Origin of the sequence: Shewanella sp. cp20 (genome assembly GCF_000832025.1) — a bacterium.
Classification (GTDB): Bacteria; Pseudomonadota; Gammaproteobacteria; order Enterobacterales; family Shewanellaceae; genus Shewanella.
In genome coordinates, this window is record NZ_JPII01000030.1 from 48,582 (window position 1) to 63,197 (window position 14,616).

Below are 14,616 nucleotides of genomic sequence, written 5' to 3' on the forward strand. Positions count from 1 at the left end.
ACTAACTGGTCTCCCCACAGGGACTCGAACCCCGATCGATCGCTTAGGAGGCGACTGCTCTATCCTGTTGAGCTATAGGGAGACGCAAGTGATTATACTGTTTTTCATCGCGATGAAAAGGCTTTAGATTTAGTTGCTTAATTAGTGCACTAATTAAGTTAGATTTTCATCGCGATGTCGTTAATTTGTATGTTGATTGCACCATTGGCGCCTTGCAGTATGGCGGTGGCGCTTTCCTGGGTCACCTGATCTATGGTGATCTTTGCTCGAGATTCGCTGGCAACCGCCCGCATGTTATCCAGGCGATCCGGCAGGTTTTGCTGCAGCACCAGTTGGAACTGGTCGCCCACTCTGACGCCATGGTTACGCCCCAGATTGATGATCACCCGATTGTCGACGCGGGATACCACCTGCCCGAGTAGCGGACGGCAATCGAGCACCTTGTCGATATCTTCGCTGGCCTGGGTCAGCAGCATCTCGATGTTTTTACCATAGCTAGATGCCCAGAAACGGTTGCTATGGGCCGGCACCGTCGCCTGGCGTTCAAATTCCCAAGGGGCAGGGGCGTCATAGTATTCACTCCAGATCTGTTCGCCGCTGATGCCATGGTAGAGGGAGAGGCGTAGCTGAAACTGGCGTTGGGGATAGCTATCCCATAGGCCAAACAGGCTGCCTTCGACTGGCGCCGTGGAGATGTCGATGATTTCCGGCAGTAGTATATATTGACTGTCGGTGATCTCACTGAGCCAGCTGGGGAGACGATAGCCGCGGATGTCGATGAGGGACTGCTCGATATCGAGTCGCTCATTGGCGTGGACATGGGCAAAGCTCGCCTTGCCTTCCCGGCCTATGATGGTGCCGAGTTTTTCTGACAGGGCTTTCTCGAAGTTACCGAGATTGCCATATCTAAGTTGGCTGCGATCGGCAATTTGCGCCTGGGGCACTAGAATCGCCGCCTTGAGTTGACTCGCTCCACAGGTCTGCACCTTAGCGTTTTGCAGTACATCGACCCTTAGATTGACGGTGAGCGTATCGTCCTGGATGCGCTCGCTGATCAGTTCGACGCGGCCCGCCTCGGCCTGTTGCGTCATAGAAAACTGAGTCTGTGTCAGTTTGCCGTTTTGGGTATGCTGCACGCTGGTAAACTGGCCGCCCGATTGTAGGGTGACATAGCTTAAGGCCTGTGCGATGGCATCTTCTCTCGCCTGAGTGATATTGCCGTTGATGATCTTGGCTTCGCCTTGTGCCTCGAGCCACTGAGCCATTACCTGAGTGTTAAAGGCGGCGAGTAACAGCAATAGTAATTGAATTCGTTTCATCGTATCTGTCTCGACTGAGCTGGTTTACCTGGCGCGTAGGCGGTGCCAAAATGCTGACAGTTTTGCGCTCATTTTAAGGTTTCCATTAACTAAATAAGCTCAAAGCAATATCTATGCCCGAGTTGGTGAACCCCAGGTAAAATGCCTGAAGGTTATGAGGTCAGAGCCTATTTTCCTGATGACTTTGCCAAGTTAGCGCGTCAAGCGTGAGAGCAAGTGTAAAATGAGTCGGGCTAAGTTTATGGCATATATATTGCTGAGATATTGCCAATAGGATTGGTTGGCCACAAATATGGCGCAGCCGAGTTGCTATATTGGCCTGGGTCAATATCGAAAACCATGGGACATCATGATGCGAAACGCTTTGATAATATCTTCCCTGTTGCTGTTGGGGGCCTGCGCGGCAAATGAGCCTGCCATGCCAAGCTTGCAGAGCGGCAATAGTTTGCCTGCTAGCTCGTCGGTGATACACCTGACTCAACAGCTGGCAAATGAGTTGGTGCGCCAAAACGATCAGTTGACGCCTAAGCAGCCCTTGCTGGTGGCAACGCCTGTCTTGCTGGACAATCTTAAGTCGACTAACGCCTTGGGACTGCAGATACAGCAAGGACTGATCGCGGCCATGCATGATCATCAGTTTAATCTGGTGGATCTTAATGTGGGCGAGAACGTTAGGGTGACGGACCAAGGCGAATTGCTGCTGACGCGGGACTGGCGCCAATTACCCGCGGATCTGCCGGTTGAACATGTGCTGGTATCGACCATGAGTCTGAAGCCCGATGGGCTGGTGGTAAACAGTCGTATCGTTAATGTTACTAATAATCGTGTGGTGTCTGTGGCAGGGGCGAGCGTCAGCCAGGCCGAGTTGTCTGACTACCTTAGCCTGTCTGAGAAGGTGGTCGCCCATGACGGCAAGCTGATCCGTTATAACAGTCAGGGTCAGGCAGATGTACAGATTAAGGGAGTCAAGCAATGAGATATTTAATTGTGGTGTTGCTGCTCGTCCTGAGTGGCTGTGCGTCTCAAGACAGGTACATTCAATGGGAAACCCAGGCGCCAGAAAGTTTTCCTAAATTGACGGCTATCGGCTACGCGCCGCTGGCGACTCAGCCGGCCAAAGAGGCGTCGCAGCGAGTGTTGATGGCGATGCAGGCATCGAAAATCGCCGCCTATCGTGAGCTGGCAGAGCAGGTTTATGGCCAGCAGCTATCGGCATCCAGTAGTGTGAAGGATTGGATGCTGTCCGATGACAGCATTCAGGCGTCGGTGAGCGGGGTGATCCGCGGTGCAAAAGTGGTAAAGAGCTATCCGGTTGGAGAGCATTATGTGACCGAGCTGGAGCTCGACTTCCAGCAGGTATGGGCCTTATACCAACAGCAGCATCGACCGCAGACGGTGAAGGAAGTGACCTATTTCTAGGGCCTGTTGATCTTTTCCGTTTGTTTTTGCAGCAGTTTGAAGGTGATTTATACAAGGCAGAGCCTGTGTCGTGTAGCCTTCTACACAAACTGGCGATAACGCCGTAGAAATGGCCTACAAACGCTGCCCAACGGGTTCATCTAAACGCGCGCTGCACTTTGTTGTTCGCCATTCACATAGAGTAACTATGCTTCATGGCTCTCGCCTCGCGCAAAACGCGTTTAGATTGAACAAAAATTAAACTTGAAAGAGCAACTGGCCCTATTCGCCAGCAATAAAAAAGCCTCTGTTAAAGAGGCTTTTTTTATGTCTATAGATTGCTTTTAAGGGATGGCTAGGCCTTTAGATTATTGCCGAGCGTCGAGATGGTCGAGGTCTTGCCCTTGCCGTCATAGGTGAGGCTATTGGCGTTACGACTGGCCTGAAGGGCCTGGGAGAAACGATTGACGCTGGCCATGCTGTGCTCGATAAGCGCGGCATTTTGCTCGTTAAGCTGTTTACACTCCGCTAATGCCTGCTTGGCGTTGTCGACCTGGGCAATAAGCTGGGGCTCCTGAGTGAGCCTAGGGAGTTCAGGATGCGCAGCTAATTCGGTATCACCTAGTTTGATCTCATTTAACAATTGGGCCTTTTCACTGGCGAGACGCAGCAACTGATCCGCATCTTGTGCGATCAGCGCATCCTTCTCTGCCGTGATGGTCTGCTTTAAGCTGTCCAGTAACTTGTGTTGATTGGCGATGATATCGATTATCTGCGTCATAACGAATTAGTTAAGATCCTGAAGTTCCTTCTCAAACTGCGCGATATTAGTGGCGAGTTTGTCGGCATCTATCTTATAGCGTCCCTCGGCAATCGCGGCCTTAATCTGTTCGACCTTCTTGATATCGATTTCAGGAATGTCATTTAACTTGGCCTGGGCGCTTTGTAGTTGCTGTGCCTGAGAGGTGATAGAGACTGAGTCGCTCTTCACCGTCTGTGATGGAGCGTTAGTGGCAGCAGTCGCACCTTTGTGCTGCGAGGCTTTCGCGCTGGCATTGCCAACCCGGTTGTTAGTGTTTGTATTTACGTGCTTAATATCTATAGGCATTGTGGGGTCCAACTTACATAAATGAGATCAACATACTTGTCTATCGGCACTCATGGTCAAAGCTTTAGGATAAAGTTTCAAAAAACAGTATAAATTTTTGCGCGTCAAAGGTCATCAGGATCACATCCTGACTTCCACTTCGCCAATGCCTGTCACGTGTGCATCAACTGTCTTGTTAGAGCGGCTATTGCGCACCCGTATCTTATCGCCAAGGTTACCATCTTTTAACGCTTCACCGTTGGTTTTTATCTCGAAATTATCGGATCGCGCATAGATGGCAACGATATCTCCCTTGCAGACAAAGCAGAGGTTACCGGCAAACAGAGGCTGATTGGCTGGGATTCTTCGCTTCACCCGGGTGCCAGTCACCGCCGCTGGGTCATCAAATTGCTGGCCCCTGAGCTGGTTCTGCTCGACATAGTCGAGACGTATTTGATCCAGCTCGATGAGACCGCCGGGCCCCAAGGTCTGATTGGCGACCACCACAGGGAAGAGCACCTCGACACGAACCGAAATATAGATCTGCCAGGGGTAGTCGAGATCTGGGCTATCGCAGCTGATCTTGACTGTGTTGTTTTTACTGATGGCTCGGTCGCTGGCGATTTCCGCCTTAGGCTCACCCAAACAGGCGGGGGGCTTTAGCCGGGTATCCAGGCTTTGGGGGGTAATAATGACCTTGGCGTCCTGGGGTAAGATAATTTTTTCCTGTACTACCTCTGTAGCTAATCGCGCTATGGTCGATACAGAGGGGACACTGGTCGTCTCCGCCGCCTTTAAGGGCAGAGAGATGAGTAACAAAAACAGAAAATATGCAAAATTTACTTTCATAATGAATTGACTAGCTTGATTAGCCAGATTACACCTATACTTCGTTTGAAGCGCCAAGGCTTTGCCATTTTTTTGTGAGAAATGAGTGTCATAAATTTGACAAAGTAAAGGTCTGGTTGTCATATAACTAGATAAAGCAATTAGTATGCCTATACTCATATTTATCATGGGAACGGCTTCGCATTCACCCGACAACAGGGCAAAGGCATTATGTCGAGTATTCTTGAATCAGTTAACAAACGCACCCAACTCGTAGGACAAAACCGCTTAGAACTATTGCTGTTTAAATTAAACGGGCGGCAACGGTTTGGTATTAACGTATTTAAGGTGAAAGAGGTACTGCAGTGCCCGCCGCTGACCGGTCTGCCTAAGCTTAATCCTTTTGTGAGAGGCGTGGCCCATATTCGCGGCCAGACGATTTCGGTGATCGACCTTAGTGCGGCTACCGGCGGTAGACCGATTGAAGATACCGAAGGTTGTTTCATCATCATCTCAGAGTACAACCGCAGTGTGCAGGGCTTCCTAGTTAAGTCGGTCGAGCGCATCATCAACATGAATTGGGAAGCCATCATGCCGCCGCCACAAGGGGCGGGCCGATACTCTTACCTGACCGCCGTGACCGAGATTGAAGGCGAGTTGGTGGAGATTCTCGATGTCGAGAAGATCCTCGATGAGATCTCGCCGGTCAAGACCCAGATCAGTCAAGAGGTCGACGAGCAGCTGACCATAGACAGGGAGCGTCATTATCACATCATGGTGATCGACGACTCGGCCGTGGCGCGCAAGCAGATTATTCGTGCCCTCGAATCATTGAGTCTGCAGATAGATACCGCTAAAGATGGTCGTGAGGCGTTAGAGAAACTGGTGACAGTCGCTGCCGAGATGGATAACGTGGCCCATGAGATCCCTCTGATCATTTCTGATATCGAGATGCCAGAGATGGATGGCTATACCCTGACGGCTGAGATCCGCGACAACCCGAAATTGAAAGACATTAAGGTGGTGTTACATACTTCGCTTAGCGGCGTATTTAACCAGGCCATGGTCGAGAAGGTGGGTGCCAATGACTTTATCGCGAAATTTAATCCTGATGAATTAGCGGCAGCGGTGAATAAACATCTTAGTTTGTAATTTGTACTAAGTTGGGCCTGAGCCTAAATTTGGTAAGTTTAGGCTTGTATCAGTGAGTTAGCTAATGTATAACGCTGACCTCTGCAACGCTTGCTATAGTGTATGTTGTAGCCTGTTTTCTTTTTTGATATTGGGATATCAAGGTGCCGAATAAATCACTTGCCGAAGCCGAGTACAACCAATTTAAATTATTTCTGGAACAACACAGCGGTATTGTGTTGGGCGACAATAAGCAATATTTGGTTCGTAGTCGACTCGCGCCTCTGATGGGGAAATATAATCTTCCCTCATTATCTGAAGTGGTTAAACATTCGATGAAGCCCACCGAGCGGCAACTTCGTGCCGAGGTGATCGACGCCATGACCACCAACGAGACCCTGTGGTTTCGCGATCGCTATCCCTTCGAGCTGTTAGCCAATAACCTCTTGCCCGAATATGCCCGCTTGGGGCGTCCGCTGAAGATCTGGTCGGCCGCCTGTTCCTCGGGGCAGGAACCCTATTCGTTGGCCATGACTATCTTGGAATACCAGCAGCGTAAGCCTGGTGCCTTGCCCGGCAGCGCGACTATTCTGGCAACGGATCTGTCACCCTCAATGCTAGAGCGCTGTAAGGTTGCCGAATATGACAACCTTGCCCTGGGCCGTGGCTTGTCCGATGAGCGCAAACGTCAGTTTTTTGAACCCACGGGCACTGGCTCCATGGTGGTGAAGCCCAACGTCAAGCGTCTGGTGAATTTCAGGGCGCACAACCTGCTCGAGAGCTATACCTTGCTGGGTAAGTTCGACATCATTTTCTGTCGTAACGTGCTTATCTATTTTGCCCCAGAGGCAAAGGCCAAGATACTGCGGCAATTTGCTGCCGCCCTTAATCCCAAGGGCATACTGTTTCTGGGGGCATCCGAGTCGATTGCCGGTTTGACCGACGAGTTTGACATGGTCAGGTGTAATCCGGGTATCTATTACCAGAAGCGGACCTGATGCACTTGCTAGGGTGCAAGTTTAGCCAGTTAAAGTGCTAACTCTCTGAGTTCGCTATCAAGTTTCAAATGCCAGCAATCGCTGGCATTTTTTATGCCTTGCCTTTCTATCGCGCATCTATCTGTGCAAGTTACCTAGAGTCGATTTTATTGGCACAAGTATTGCTTTGTTTATGACATTCGTGTGTGGAGGCAATTTTATGGCGATTAGTTTCGATAAGGCATTGGGGATACATCAGTATACCTTGGGGATACGATCGGCGCGGGCCGAGGTGATCTCGTCAAATATCGCCAATGCCGATACCCCCCATTACAAGGCGAAAGACCTTGATTTTGATAAGGCGCTACAGGCGGCGCGCACGGCCCAAGGCGGGCTGGCGATGAGCCGTAGCAACGAGAAACACTTCGACTTGGCGGCGCTTTCTCAGCAACACATTAGTTATCGGGTACCAAATCAGCCCGATACCGGTGATGGCAATACGGTGGATATTCAGCAGGAACAGTCTGAGTTTATGCAGAATGCGCTCGAATATCAGATGTCGTTAGGTTTTCTTGACGGTAAGTTTTCCGGCCTGAAAAAAGCCCTTAAAGGAACGTAATCATGAGCCTTTTTAATATCTTCAATGTGGCAGGCTCCGGCATGTCTGCTCAGTCTGTGAGGCTGAATACCACTGCCAGTAACATCGCCAATGCCGATTCGGTCTCCAGCAGTGTGGATAAGACCTATCGCGCCCGCCATCCTGTGTTTGAGGCGGAGCTGGCTAAGGCCAGCCATCAGCAGCAGACCAGTCAGGCGGTAAAGGTGGCCGGTATCGTCGAGAGTGACAAGCCGTTGCAGAAAGAGTATTCGCCGGATCATCCATTAGCGGACGCCGATGGGTTTATTTATAAGCCAAATGTCAATGTGATGGAGGAGATGGCCAACATGATCTCGGCGTCTCGCTCCTATCAGATGAACGTGCAGGTTGCCGATGCAGCAAAGTCTATGCTTCAGCAAACCTTACGCATTGGCAATTCCTAGGGGGTAAGTCGTGAGCCTAGTTAATCCATTAAATACTCAGGTTGCGCCAAACAGTTCGACCCAGAGCGCCAAGACGGTGGCGCCTCAGGCTTCCAGTAGTCAGGCAACCACCCAGACCACGGGAAATCCTTTTCTCGACAGCATGCGCCTGCAAGAGGAGTCGTCGATTCCTGAGGCCAAGAGCCAGGAGCTGACCCAGGAGGATTTCTTCTCCTTACTCAGTCAGCAGTTGTCGATGCAAGATCCGTTTAAGCCGGTGGATAACGACCAGATGATCGCTCAGATGGCATCCTTCTCTACCGTGGACGGCATCACTAAGCTCAACGAGGAGATCGTCAATCTTAATACTGTGATGACCTCGAGTCAGGCGTTGCAGGCCTCGGGACTAGTGGGACAGAAGGTGTTGATCCCATCGGATACCGGGCATATTTCGGCGGAAGAGCCTGTGCTGAAAGGGGTGATCAGTACGCCGGAGCCGATCGAGTCGATCACGGTACGCATCGAAGATGAGAAGGGGCAGTTGGTTAAGACCTTCACCGTCGACGGCAGTGATGGCGGCAACATAGATGTGGCCTGGGATGGGCTGGATAAGGATGGAGAACCCGTTGCCAGTGGTAATTATTCTATCAAGGCATCGGGCAAAGTCGATGGTAAGAGTGAAGATTTAGCCGTATCGACCTACGCTCACGTGACGAGCGTTTCGCTGGGGACGGCAAGTACCGGCGCGATTCTCAACTTGAGAGGCATAGGCGGTATCAAACTCGGTGATGTTCTGGCCGTGTCTGAAACCTAGACAAAGCAGAGCGTTAGGGCATTTAGGTCCAGAACAGATAATATATTTTTAGTGAGGTGATTTATGTCATTTAACATTGCATTGAGTGGTATCGCGGCGGCGCAAAAAGATCTCAATACCACGGCGAATAACATCGCCAACGTGAACACCACAGGCTTTAAGGAGTCGCGCGCCGAGTTCGCCGACGTGTATGCCAGTTCTATTTTTGCCAACAGTAAGACCACGGTCGGTGGCGGTGTGACCACAGCCCAGGTGGCTCAGCAGTTCCAGCAGGGCAGTCTGCAATTTACCAGCAATGCGCTGGATATGGCGATCAATGGCGGTGGTTTCTTTGTCACCTCATCAGAAGTGGGCTCGCAAGATCTCTCCTACACTCGTGCCGGTGCCTTTAAGGTGGACGCCGACAGCTACCTGGTTAACTCGGCCGGTGCCTATCTGCAGACCTTCCCGGTCGATAAGGATGGTAACTCAACTTCGGTGAGTCTCACCACCACTCAGCCGGTGAAGATCCCCGATACCGCGGGTAGCCCGCAGAAAACTGATAACATCGGCATTCAGATGAACCTCAATGCGGGTGAGTCTACTCTAGATCCGGCTAACTTTAATCCGAACGACCCAGACACCTACAACAATTCGACTTCGGTCACCATGTATGACTCGTTAGGTGAGCCCCATATCTTGACCACCTATTTCGTGCGCCCACCCCAGGCGGCCTATACCGGCACCAGTAACTGGGTGGCCTTCTACGCGGTAGACGGTAAGCAGGTCGATCTTGCAGGCGCCGCGGGCACCTATGGTCGTGATACCACGGGTGACGGTGTGGCCGACTCGTCCGGCACGGCGGTTAATTCCAGCGGCTGGAAGGGCTCAGTGCTGTCGTTCAACGACACTGGTGCCTATATAGGTAGTGATCCTGCGGTGATCACCACAGAGACGCTCGGGGTCAGTGGCGCCAACGTGTTAGGCCCTGGTACAGACGGCAGCCAAACGCTAACCCTCAACTTCAACAGCCCGACCCAGTACGCTTCACCGTTTGAGGTGACCGAGCTGAGTCAGGACGGTACTACCGTTGGTCGTCTGACTAACGTGGAAGTGGGCGCCGATGGTTTGATTAACGCCAGCTACAGCAATGGCTCAACTGTGCCGCTGGCCCGTGTCGCCCTGGCGCGCTTCTCAAACGAGCAGGGACTGACTCAGGTGGGTAACACTGCTTGGAAGGAGAGCCTGGATTCTGGTCCGGCACTGGCGGGTGAGGCCAACAGCGGTACCTTCGGTAGCATTCGTTCCTCGGCGCTTGAGCAGTCAAACGTGGATCTGACCACAGAGCTGGTGGACCTTATCTCGGCTCAGCGTAACTTCCAGGCTAACTCGCGTACGCTTGAGGTTAACAATACTCTGCAGCAGACGGTACTGCAGATCCGTTAATTTACCTTAGTGAAATGTGTTGCCCAGGCGGCAACACATTTCCGCTTCACTTGCCGCTTAGTCTTTCCTCCCTTCGCTTCATTTCTATCTGCTTGATTTAAGCAGCCTAACCAAATCCATTGCTTGGCATGATGTTTGCTTTGTTCTGTTATTAGACAGTTTTAGTTGAAACATTGACGGAGCAGCAAGTGGATAAATTACTCTATGTCGCCATGAGTGGCGCCAAGCAGAATATGCATTCGCTGGCAGTGCGTGCCAACAACCTTGCCAACGCCAATACCGACGGCTTCAAGTCGGATCTTGAGCAGGCCAGATCCATGCAGGCCTTTGGTGAAGGCTTGCCGACAAGGGTGTTTTCCATGACAGAGAACCCGTCGGCCAACTTTGCCGCCGGCCCCATCAAGACCACGGGCCGGGATCTCGATATCGCGGTGAAGGGCGATGGTTGGATAGCCGTGCAGGCCGTCGATGGTAGCGAAGCCTACACCCGCTCTGGCAGCCTGAGTTTCGATACCTCGGGTCTGCTGCGAAACGATAGAGGCAATCCCATTATGGGAGATGCCGGCCCCATCGTACTACCGCTTCCTATCGAGAAGGTCGAGATTGCCCAAGATGGCACCATCTCGGTCAGACCGCTTGGCTCCACCGCCGAGGTGATCGAGGAAGTTGGCCGCATCAAGTTGGTCAACCCTGGCAATCAAAACCTGATGCGTGGCGAGGACGGTCTGTTCCGTCAAATGTCTGGCGTGAATGCCGCGGCCGATCCCAATGTTGCCGTGGAGAGTGGGGCTATTGAGGGCAGCAATGTCAATGCCGTCGACGAGATGGTCTCTTTAATCGATCTGCAGCGTCAGTTTGAGATGCAGGTCAAGATGATGAAAACCGCCGAAGAGATGGATCAAGCCTCTTCGTCATTAATGCGCATTAGTTAGGAGATAGATTATGCATCCGGCGTTATGGATTAGTAAGACTGGCTTAGATGCCCAGCAAACAGATATCTCGGTGATCTCCAACAATGTGGCGAACGCGAGCACAGTTGGATACAAGAAGAGCCGAGCCGTCTTCGAAGACCTGCTCTATCAAACCGTCAACCAGGCGGGGGGGATCAGCGCCTCTAACACTAAGCTACCCAACGGCCTGAACATAGGTGCGGGTACCAAGGTGGTAGCGACTCAGAAGATGTTCACCCAGGGCAATATGCTGACCACTGATAACTCACTGGATCTAATGATCGAAGGTCCGGGTTTTTTCGAGGTGCAGCTGCCTGACGGCACCACTGCCTATACCCGTAACGGTCAATTTACCTTGGACGATACCGGGCAGATAGTGACCCCGGGCTCGGGTTATGTGTTGCAGCCAGCCATCACCATCCCAGATGATGCCACTAGCATTACCGTCTCTGCAGAAGGTGAGGTGTCGGTAAAGACCCCTGGCGCGGCGGAAAACCAGGTGGTTGGCCAGCTGAGCATGTCAGACTTTATCAATCCGAGCGGCCTGGACCCTATGGGGCAGAACCTCTATCTGGAAACCGGTGCCAGCGGCACGCCTATTCAGGGCACGGCTTCACTGGATGGCATGGGGGCTATTCGTCAGGGGGCGCTCGAAACCTCTAACGTTAACGTGACCGAAGAGCTGGTGAACCTGATCGAGAGTCAGCGTATCTACGAGATGAACTCTAAGGTGATCTCGGCCGTCGACCAGATGCTTTCTTACGTCAATCAGAATTTGTAGAGGTTTGATATGACTAAGTTTGAATTGACTAAGTTTGAATTGACTAAGTCACTTGTCTTGGTGGTTGCGCTGGCATTGGTGGGCTGTGCCTCAACCAACCAGAAGCCGATCGCCGATGATCCCTATTATGCTCCCGTGTATCCCGAGGCGCCGCCGACTAAGATCGCCGCCACGGGCTCCATGTATCAGGACAGCCAGGCCTCAAGCCTCTATTCGGACATCAAGGCGCTTAAGGTTGGCGACATCATTACCGTGATCCTGCAAGAGTCGACCAAGGCGAAGAAGAGCGCCAACAACGAGCTGAAGAAGGGCTCAGATCTGACGCTGGATCCCATCTATGCCGGTGGCGGCAACGTCACCATCAGCGGTTCGCCTATCGATCTGCGCTACAAAGACAGCATGAACACCAAGCGTGAGTCTGATGCCGACCAGAGTAACAGCCTGTCGGGCAGTATATCGGCCAACGTGATGCAGGTGCTCAACAACGGCAACCTGGTGATCCGCGGCGAGAAGTGGATCACCATCAATAATGGCGATGAGTTTGTCAGGCTCACCGGCATAGTACGCTCGCAAGATATCCGTCCCGACAACACCATCGACTCTCAGCGTGTGGCCAATGCCCGTATTCAGTACAGCGGTACAGGTACCTTTGCCGATGCGCAGAAGGTGGGTTGGTTGAGTCAGTTCTTTATGAGCGACTGGTGGCCCTTCTAAGGAGCGATGCCATGAAGATGAAAATAATATTGGCCTGTGCCCTGATGGTGTTTTCAAGCGTCAGCTCGGCACAGCGCATCAAAGATATCGCCAACGTGCAAGGGGTGCGTAGCAACCAGCTGATAGGCTATGGTCTGGTGGTTGGCCTGCCAGGCACAGGCGAGAAGACACGCTATACCGAGCAGACCTTTAAGACCATGCTGAAAAATTTCGGCATCAATCTGCCGGATAACTTCCGCCCTAAGATCAAGAACGTCGCCGTGGTGGCGGTAAGTGCCGACATGCCCGCCTTCATTAAGCCGGGGCAGACGCTGGACGTGACCGTATCAAGCCTAGGTGAGGCCAAGAGCCTGCGCGGCGGCACACTATTGCAGACCTTCCTCAAGGGGGTCGACGGCAATGTTTACGCGATTGCCCAGGGTAGCATGGTGGTCAGCGGTTTTAGCGCCGAGGGACTCGATGGCTCTAAGGTGATCCAAAATACGCCGACCGTGGGCCGTATTCCCAACGGTGCCATCGTCGAGCGTACCGTGGCGACGCCATTTTCCACCGGTGATCATCTGACCTTTAATCTGCGCCGCGCCGATTTTTCGACGGCCAAGCGTCTCGCCGATGCCATCAATGATCTCCTGGGCCCAGGGATGGCTCGTCCATTGGATGCCGCCTCGGTGCAGGTGAGCGCGCCGCGAGATGTGTCTCAGCGAGTCTCTTTCTTGGCGACGTTGGAAAATATCGAGGTGGAGCCAGCATCTGAATCGGCCAAGGTGATCGTCAATTCTCGTACCGGCACCATAGTGGTGGGCAAAGACGTACGTCTGCTCCCTGCGGCGGTGACCCATGGCGGCCTGACCGTAACCATCGCCGAGGCGACCCAGGTATCGCAGCCTAACCCGTTGGCAGGCGGTAATACCGTGGTTACCAGCGACAGCACTATCGATGTGTCCGAAGAAGACAATCGCATGTTCCTGTTCAACCCTGGCACCACCTTAGATGAGTTGGTCAGGGCGGTGAATCTGGTCGGCGCCGCGCCTTCGGATGTATTAGCCATCTTAGAAGCGTTAAAGGTGGCAGGTGCTTTGCATGGTGAGCTTATCATCATCTAAATTTTGTCGCAGACGAGTTAGTCGTCGCCAAGGCATCGGGACTCAACATGGATAAGCTGTCAAACGCATCGCATTTCTTGGACATAGGGGGCCTGGACTCCCTACGTGCCAAGGCGCAGAAAGATGACAAGGCGGCGCTCAAAGAGGTGGCGCAGCAGTTTGAAGGCATATTCGTGCAGATGTTGATGAAAAGCATGCGTGATGCCAATGCGGTGTTTGAATCCGATAGCCCCATGAACAGCCAATACACCAAGTTTTACGAGCAGATGCATGATCAACAGATGTCGGTCAATCTGTCGGACAAGGGGATGTTGGGTCTTGCGGATCTCATGGTGCAGCAGCTCTCGCCGCAGACGAGTCAGCTAACGCCGGCTTCCGTGCTGCGTGGCGGCATGGAGAGTCCGGTTGCACAGTCGGCGCCTAAGCCTTTGGCTATTAACGGAGCTAGCAGCGCCAACAAGCCAATGCCTCAGATACTCGATGAGGTGATGAGCGGCAAGGTCTTGCCGTCCCAGGCTCCAACCGGGGGGGCAAATCAAGGTTTTGAGAGCCGTGAGGCCTTCGTCAAGGCTGTCTACCCTCATGCCGAGCAGGCGGCGAAAGCCCTGGGCACCCGCCCCGAGGTATTGATCGCTCAGTCGGCACTCGAGACGGGGTGGGGACAGAAGATGGTGCGTCGCGCAGACGGTCAGCCCAGCAATAACCTATTTAACATCAAGGCCGATCGTCGCTGGGAAGGCGAGCGTGCCGGTGTGAGTACCCTGGAATTTGAACATGGGGTTGCGGTGAAGCAACGCGCCGATTTCAGGGTGTATCAAGATATCAAACAAAGTTTTGACGATTTCGTCTCTTTCATTTCCGAAGGCGCTCGTTATCAAGAGGCTATGGAGAAGGCCGCCAACCCTGCCGCCTTTATCCGTGGCCTGCAGGATGCCGGTTATGCCACAGACCCTAATTACGCCGACAAGGTGATCAAGGTGATGCAGACGGTAACTCAAGCCGTAAATAAAGAGCTCGGCGCCGGCATGCTTGGCAAGTGATGAGTGGGGAGTGATAAGTGATGAGTGCG

The 14,616-nt window shown here is 52.6% G+C and carries 17 protein-coding genes and 1 tRNA gene; 13 read left to right on the plus strand and 5 right to left on the minus strand.

Features of this window, described 5'->3' with window-relative positions; genetic code table 11:
- Positions 1-6: 6 nt before the first annotated feature.
- Together DB48_RS12525 and DB48_RS12530 are read right to left on the minus strand one after the other, a co-directional pair.
- Positions 7-82, minus strand: a tRNA-Arg gene (locus DB48_RS12525).
- 76 nt (positions 83-158) lie between these two features.
- Positions 159-1,319, minus strand: coding sequence for a flagellar assembly protein FlgT (locus tag DB48_RS12530; protein ID WP_041510611.1), 1,161 nt, complete (start codon positions 1,317-1,319; stop codon positions 159-161).
- A 418-nt stretch (positions 1,320-1,737) separates the two neighbouring features.
- Between DB48_RS12530 and DB48_RS12535 the strand changes: the two genes are divergently transcribed.
- On the plus strand, positions 1,738-2,295 hold the full coding sequence (locus DB48_RS12535; protein ID WP_327270765.1) for a FlgO family outer membrane protein: 558 nt from the start codon (positions 1,738-1,740) through the stop codon (positions 2,293-2,295).
- Positions 2,292-2,738, plus strand: a complete 447-nt coding sequence (locus tag DB48_RS12540) for an LPP20 family lipoprotein (RefSeq protein WP_041510612.1) — start codon at positions 2,292-2,294, stop codon at positions 2,736-2,738. Before DB48_RS12535 ends, DB48_RS12540 begins: the two co-directional genes overlap by 4 nt.
- Before the next feature lie 334 nt (positions 2,739-3,072).
- On the opposite strand, the gene DB48_RS12545 is transcribed toward DB48_RS12540, so the two are convergent.
- The 3 genes from DB48_RS12545 to flgA all read right to left on the minus strand — a co-directional run bounded on the left by DB48_RS12545 (position 3,073) and on the right by flgA (position 4,653).
- Positions 3,073-3,498, minus strand: a complete 426-nt coding sequence (locus tag DB48_RS12545; protein WP_041510613.1) for a flagella synthesis protein FlgN — start codon at positions 3,496-3,498, stop codon at positions 3,073-3,075.
- A gap of 6 nt (positions 3,499-3,504) precedes the next feature.
- Positions 3,505-3,825 (minus strand): flagellar biosynthesis anti-sigma factor FlgM, encoded by a 321-nt coding sequence (flgM, locus tag DB48_RS12550; RefSeq protein ID WP_041510614.1) that lies wholly within the window; start codon positions 3,823-3,825, stop codon positions 3,505-3,507.
- 120 nt (positions 3,826-3,945) lie between these two features.
- Positions 3,946-4,653, minus strand: coding sequence for a flagellar basal body P-ring formation chaperone FlgA (gene flgA / locus DB48_RS12555; RefSeq protein ID WP_041510615.1), 708 nt, complete (start codon positions 4,651-4,653; stop codon positions 3,946-3,948).
- Between the two features lie 210 nt (positions 4,654-4,863).
- Here flgA and DB48_RS12560 point away from each other — a divergent pair, with 210 nt between their 5' ends.
- The 11 genes from DB48_RS12560 to flgJ all read left to right on the plus strand — a co-directional run bounded on the left by DB48_RS12560 (position 4,864) and on the right by flgJ (position 14,587).
- Positions 4,864-5,784 (plus strand): chemotaxis protein CheV, encoded by a 921-nt coding sequence (locus tag DB48_RS12560; protein ID WP_041510616.1) that lies wholly within the window; start codon positions 4,864-4,866, stop codon positions 5,782-5,784.
- A gap of 137 nt (positions 5,785-5,921) precedes the next feature.
- Entirely contained in the window at positions 5,922-6,761 is an 840-nt protein-coding gene (locus DB48_RS12565) for a CheR family methyltransferase (RefSeq protein ID WP_052813781.1), read from the plus strand.
- Positions 6,762-6,960: 199 nt separating this feature from the next.
- The gene (gene flgB / locus DB48_RS12570) at positions 6,961-7,359 is read left to right on the plus strand and encodes a flagellar basal body rod protein FlgB (RefSeq protein WP_041510618.1); all 399 of its coding nucleotides are present in this window, start codon (positions 6,961-6,963) and stop codon (positions 7,357-7,359) included.
- Positions 7,360-7,361: 2 nt separating this feature from the next.
- Entirely contained in the window at positions 7,362-7,781 is a 420-nt protein-coding gene (flgC, locus tag DB48_RS12575; protein WP_041510619.1) for a flagellar basal body rod protein FlgC, read from the plus strand.
- A gap of 10 nt (positions 7,782-7,791) precedes the next feature.
- Positions 7,792-8,574, plus strand: coding sequence for a flagellar hook assembly protein FlgD (flgD, locus tag DB48_RS12580; RefSeq protein WP_041510620.1), 783 nt, complete (start codon positions 7,792-7,794; stop codon positions 8,572-8,574).
- A gap of 63 nt (positions 8,575-8,637) precedes the next feature.
- A complete protein-coding gene (gene flgE, locus DB48_RS12585; RefSeq protein ID WP_041510621.1) occupies positions 8,638-9,999 on the plus strand; it encodes a flagellar hook protein FlgE in 1,362 nt (453 codons plus the stop codon).
- 188 nt (positions 10,000-10,187) lie between these two features.
- The gene (flgF, locus tag DB48_RS12590; RefSeq protein ID WP_041510622.1) at positions 10,188-10,931 is read left to right on the plus strand and encodes a flagellar basal-body rod protein FlgF; all 744 of its coding nucleotides are present in this window, start codon (positions 10,188-10,190) and stop codon (positions 10,929-10,931) included.
- A gap of 10 nt (positions 10,932-10,941) precedes the next feature.
- Positions 10,942-11,730, plus strand: a complete 789-nt coding sequence (gene flgG, locus DB48_RS12595; protein WP_011865151.1) for a flagellar basal-body rod protein FlgG — start codon at positions 10,942-10,944, stop codon at positions 11,728-11,730.
- 39 nt (positions 11,731-11,769) lie between these two features.
- Positions 11,770-12,444, plus strand: coding sequence for a flagellar basal body L-ring protein FlgH (gene flgH, locus DB48_RS12600; protein ID WP_041510685.1), 675 nt, complete (start codon positions 11,770-11,772; stop codon positions 12,442-12,444).
- Positions 12,445-12,455: 11 nt separating this feature from the next.
- Positions 12,456-13,547, plus strand: a complete 1,092-nt coding sequence (locus tag DB48_RS12605; RefSeq protein WP_041510623.1) for a flagellar basal body P-ring protein FlgI — start codon at positions 12,456-12,458, stop codon at positions 13,545-13,547.
- A gap of 47 nt (positions 13,548-13,594) precedes the next feature.
- Positions 13,595-14,587 (plus strand): flagellar assembly peptidoglycan hydrolase FlgJ, encoded by a 993-nt coding sequence (flgJ, locus tag DB48_RS12610; protein ID WP_041510624.1) that lies wholly within the window; start codon positions 13,595-13,597, stop codon positions 14,585-14,587.
- Positions 14,588-14,616 lie beyond the last annotated feature (29 nt).

Excerpts from the sequence above, each read along its gene's own strand:
- DB48_RS12535 (WP_327270765.1), top strand. The coding sequence starts at position 1,738 with ATGCCAAGCTTGCAGAGCGGCAATAGTTTGCCTGCTAGCTCGTCGGTG.
- flgB (WP_041510618.1), top strand. The coding sequence starts at position 6,961 with ATGGCGATTAGTTTCGATAAGGCATTGGGGATACATCAGTATACCTTG.
- DB48_RS12560 (WP_041510616.1), top strand. The coding sequence starts at position 4,864 with ATGTCGAGTATTCTTGAATCAGTTAACAAACGCACCCAACTCGTAGGA.
- flgG (WP_011865151.1), top strand. The coding sequence starts at position 10,942 with ATGCATCCGGCGTTATGGATTAGTAAGACTGGCTTAGATGCCCAGCAA.
- flgE (WP_041510621.1), top strand. The coding sequence starts at position 8,638 with ATGTCATTTAACATTGCATTGAGTGGTATCGCGGCGGCGCAAAAAGAT.
- flgA (WP_041510615.1), bottom strand. The coding sequence starts at position 4,653 with ATGAAAGTAAATTTTGCATATTTTCTGTTTTTGTTACTCATCTCTCTG.
- DB48_RS12540 (WP_041510612.1), top strand. The coding sequence starts at position 2,292 with ATGAGATATTTAATTGTGGTGTTGCTGCTCGTCCTGAGTGGCTGTGCG.
- flgM (WP_041510614.1), bottom strand. The coding sequence starts at position 3,825 with ATGCCTATAGATATTAAGCACGTAAATACAAACACTAACAACCGGGTT.
- flgC (WP_041510619.1), top strand. The coding sequence starts at position 7,362 with ATGAGCCTTTTTAATATCTTCAATGTGGCAGGCTCCGGCATGTCTGCT.
- DB48_RS12605 (WP_041510623.1), top strand. The coding sequence starts at position 12,456 with ATGAAGATGAAAATAATATTGGCCTGTGCCCTGATGGTGTTTTCAAGC.
- DB48_RS12545 (WP_041510613.1), bottom strand. The coding sequence starts at position 3,498 with ATGACGCAGATAATCGATATCATCGCCAATCAACACAAGTTACTGGAC.
- flgJ (WP_041510624.1), top strand. The coding sequence starts at position 13,595 with ATGGATAAGCTGTCAAACGCATCGCATTTCTTGGACATAGGGGGCCTG.
- DB48_RS12530 (WP_041510611.1), bottom strand. The coding sequence starts at position 1,319 with ATGAAACGAATTCAATTACTATTGCTGTTACTCGCCGCCTTTAACACT.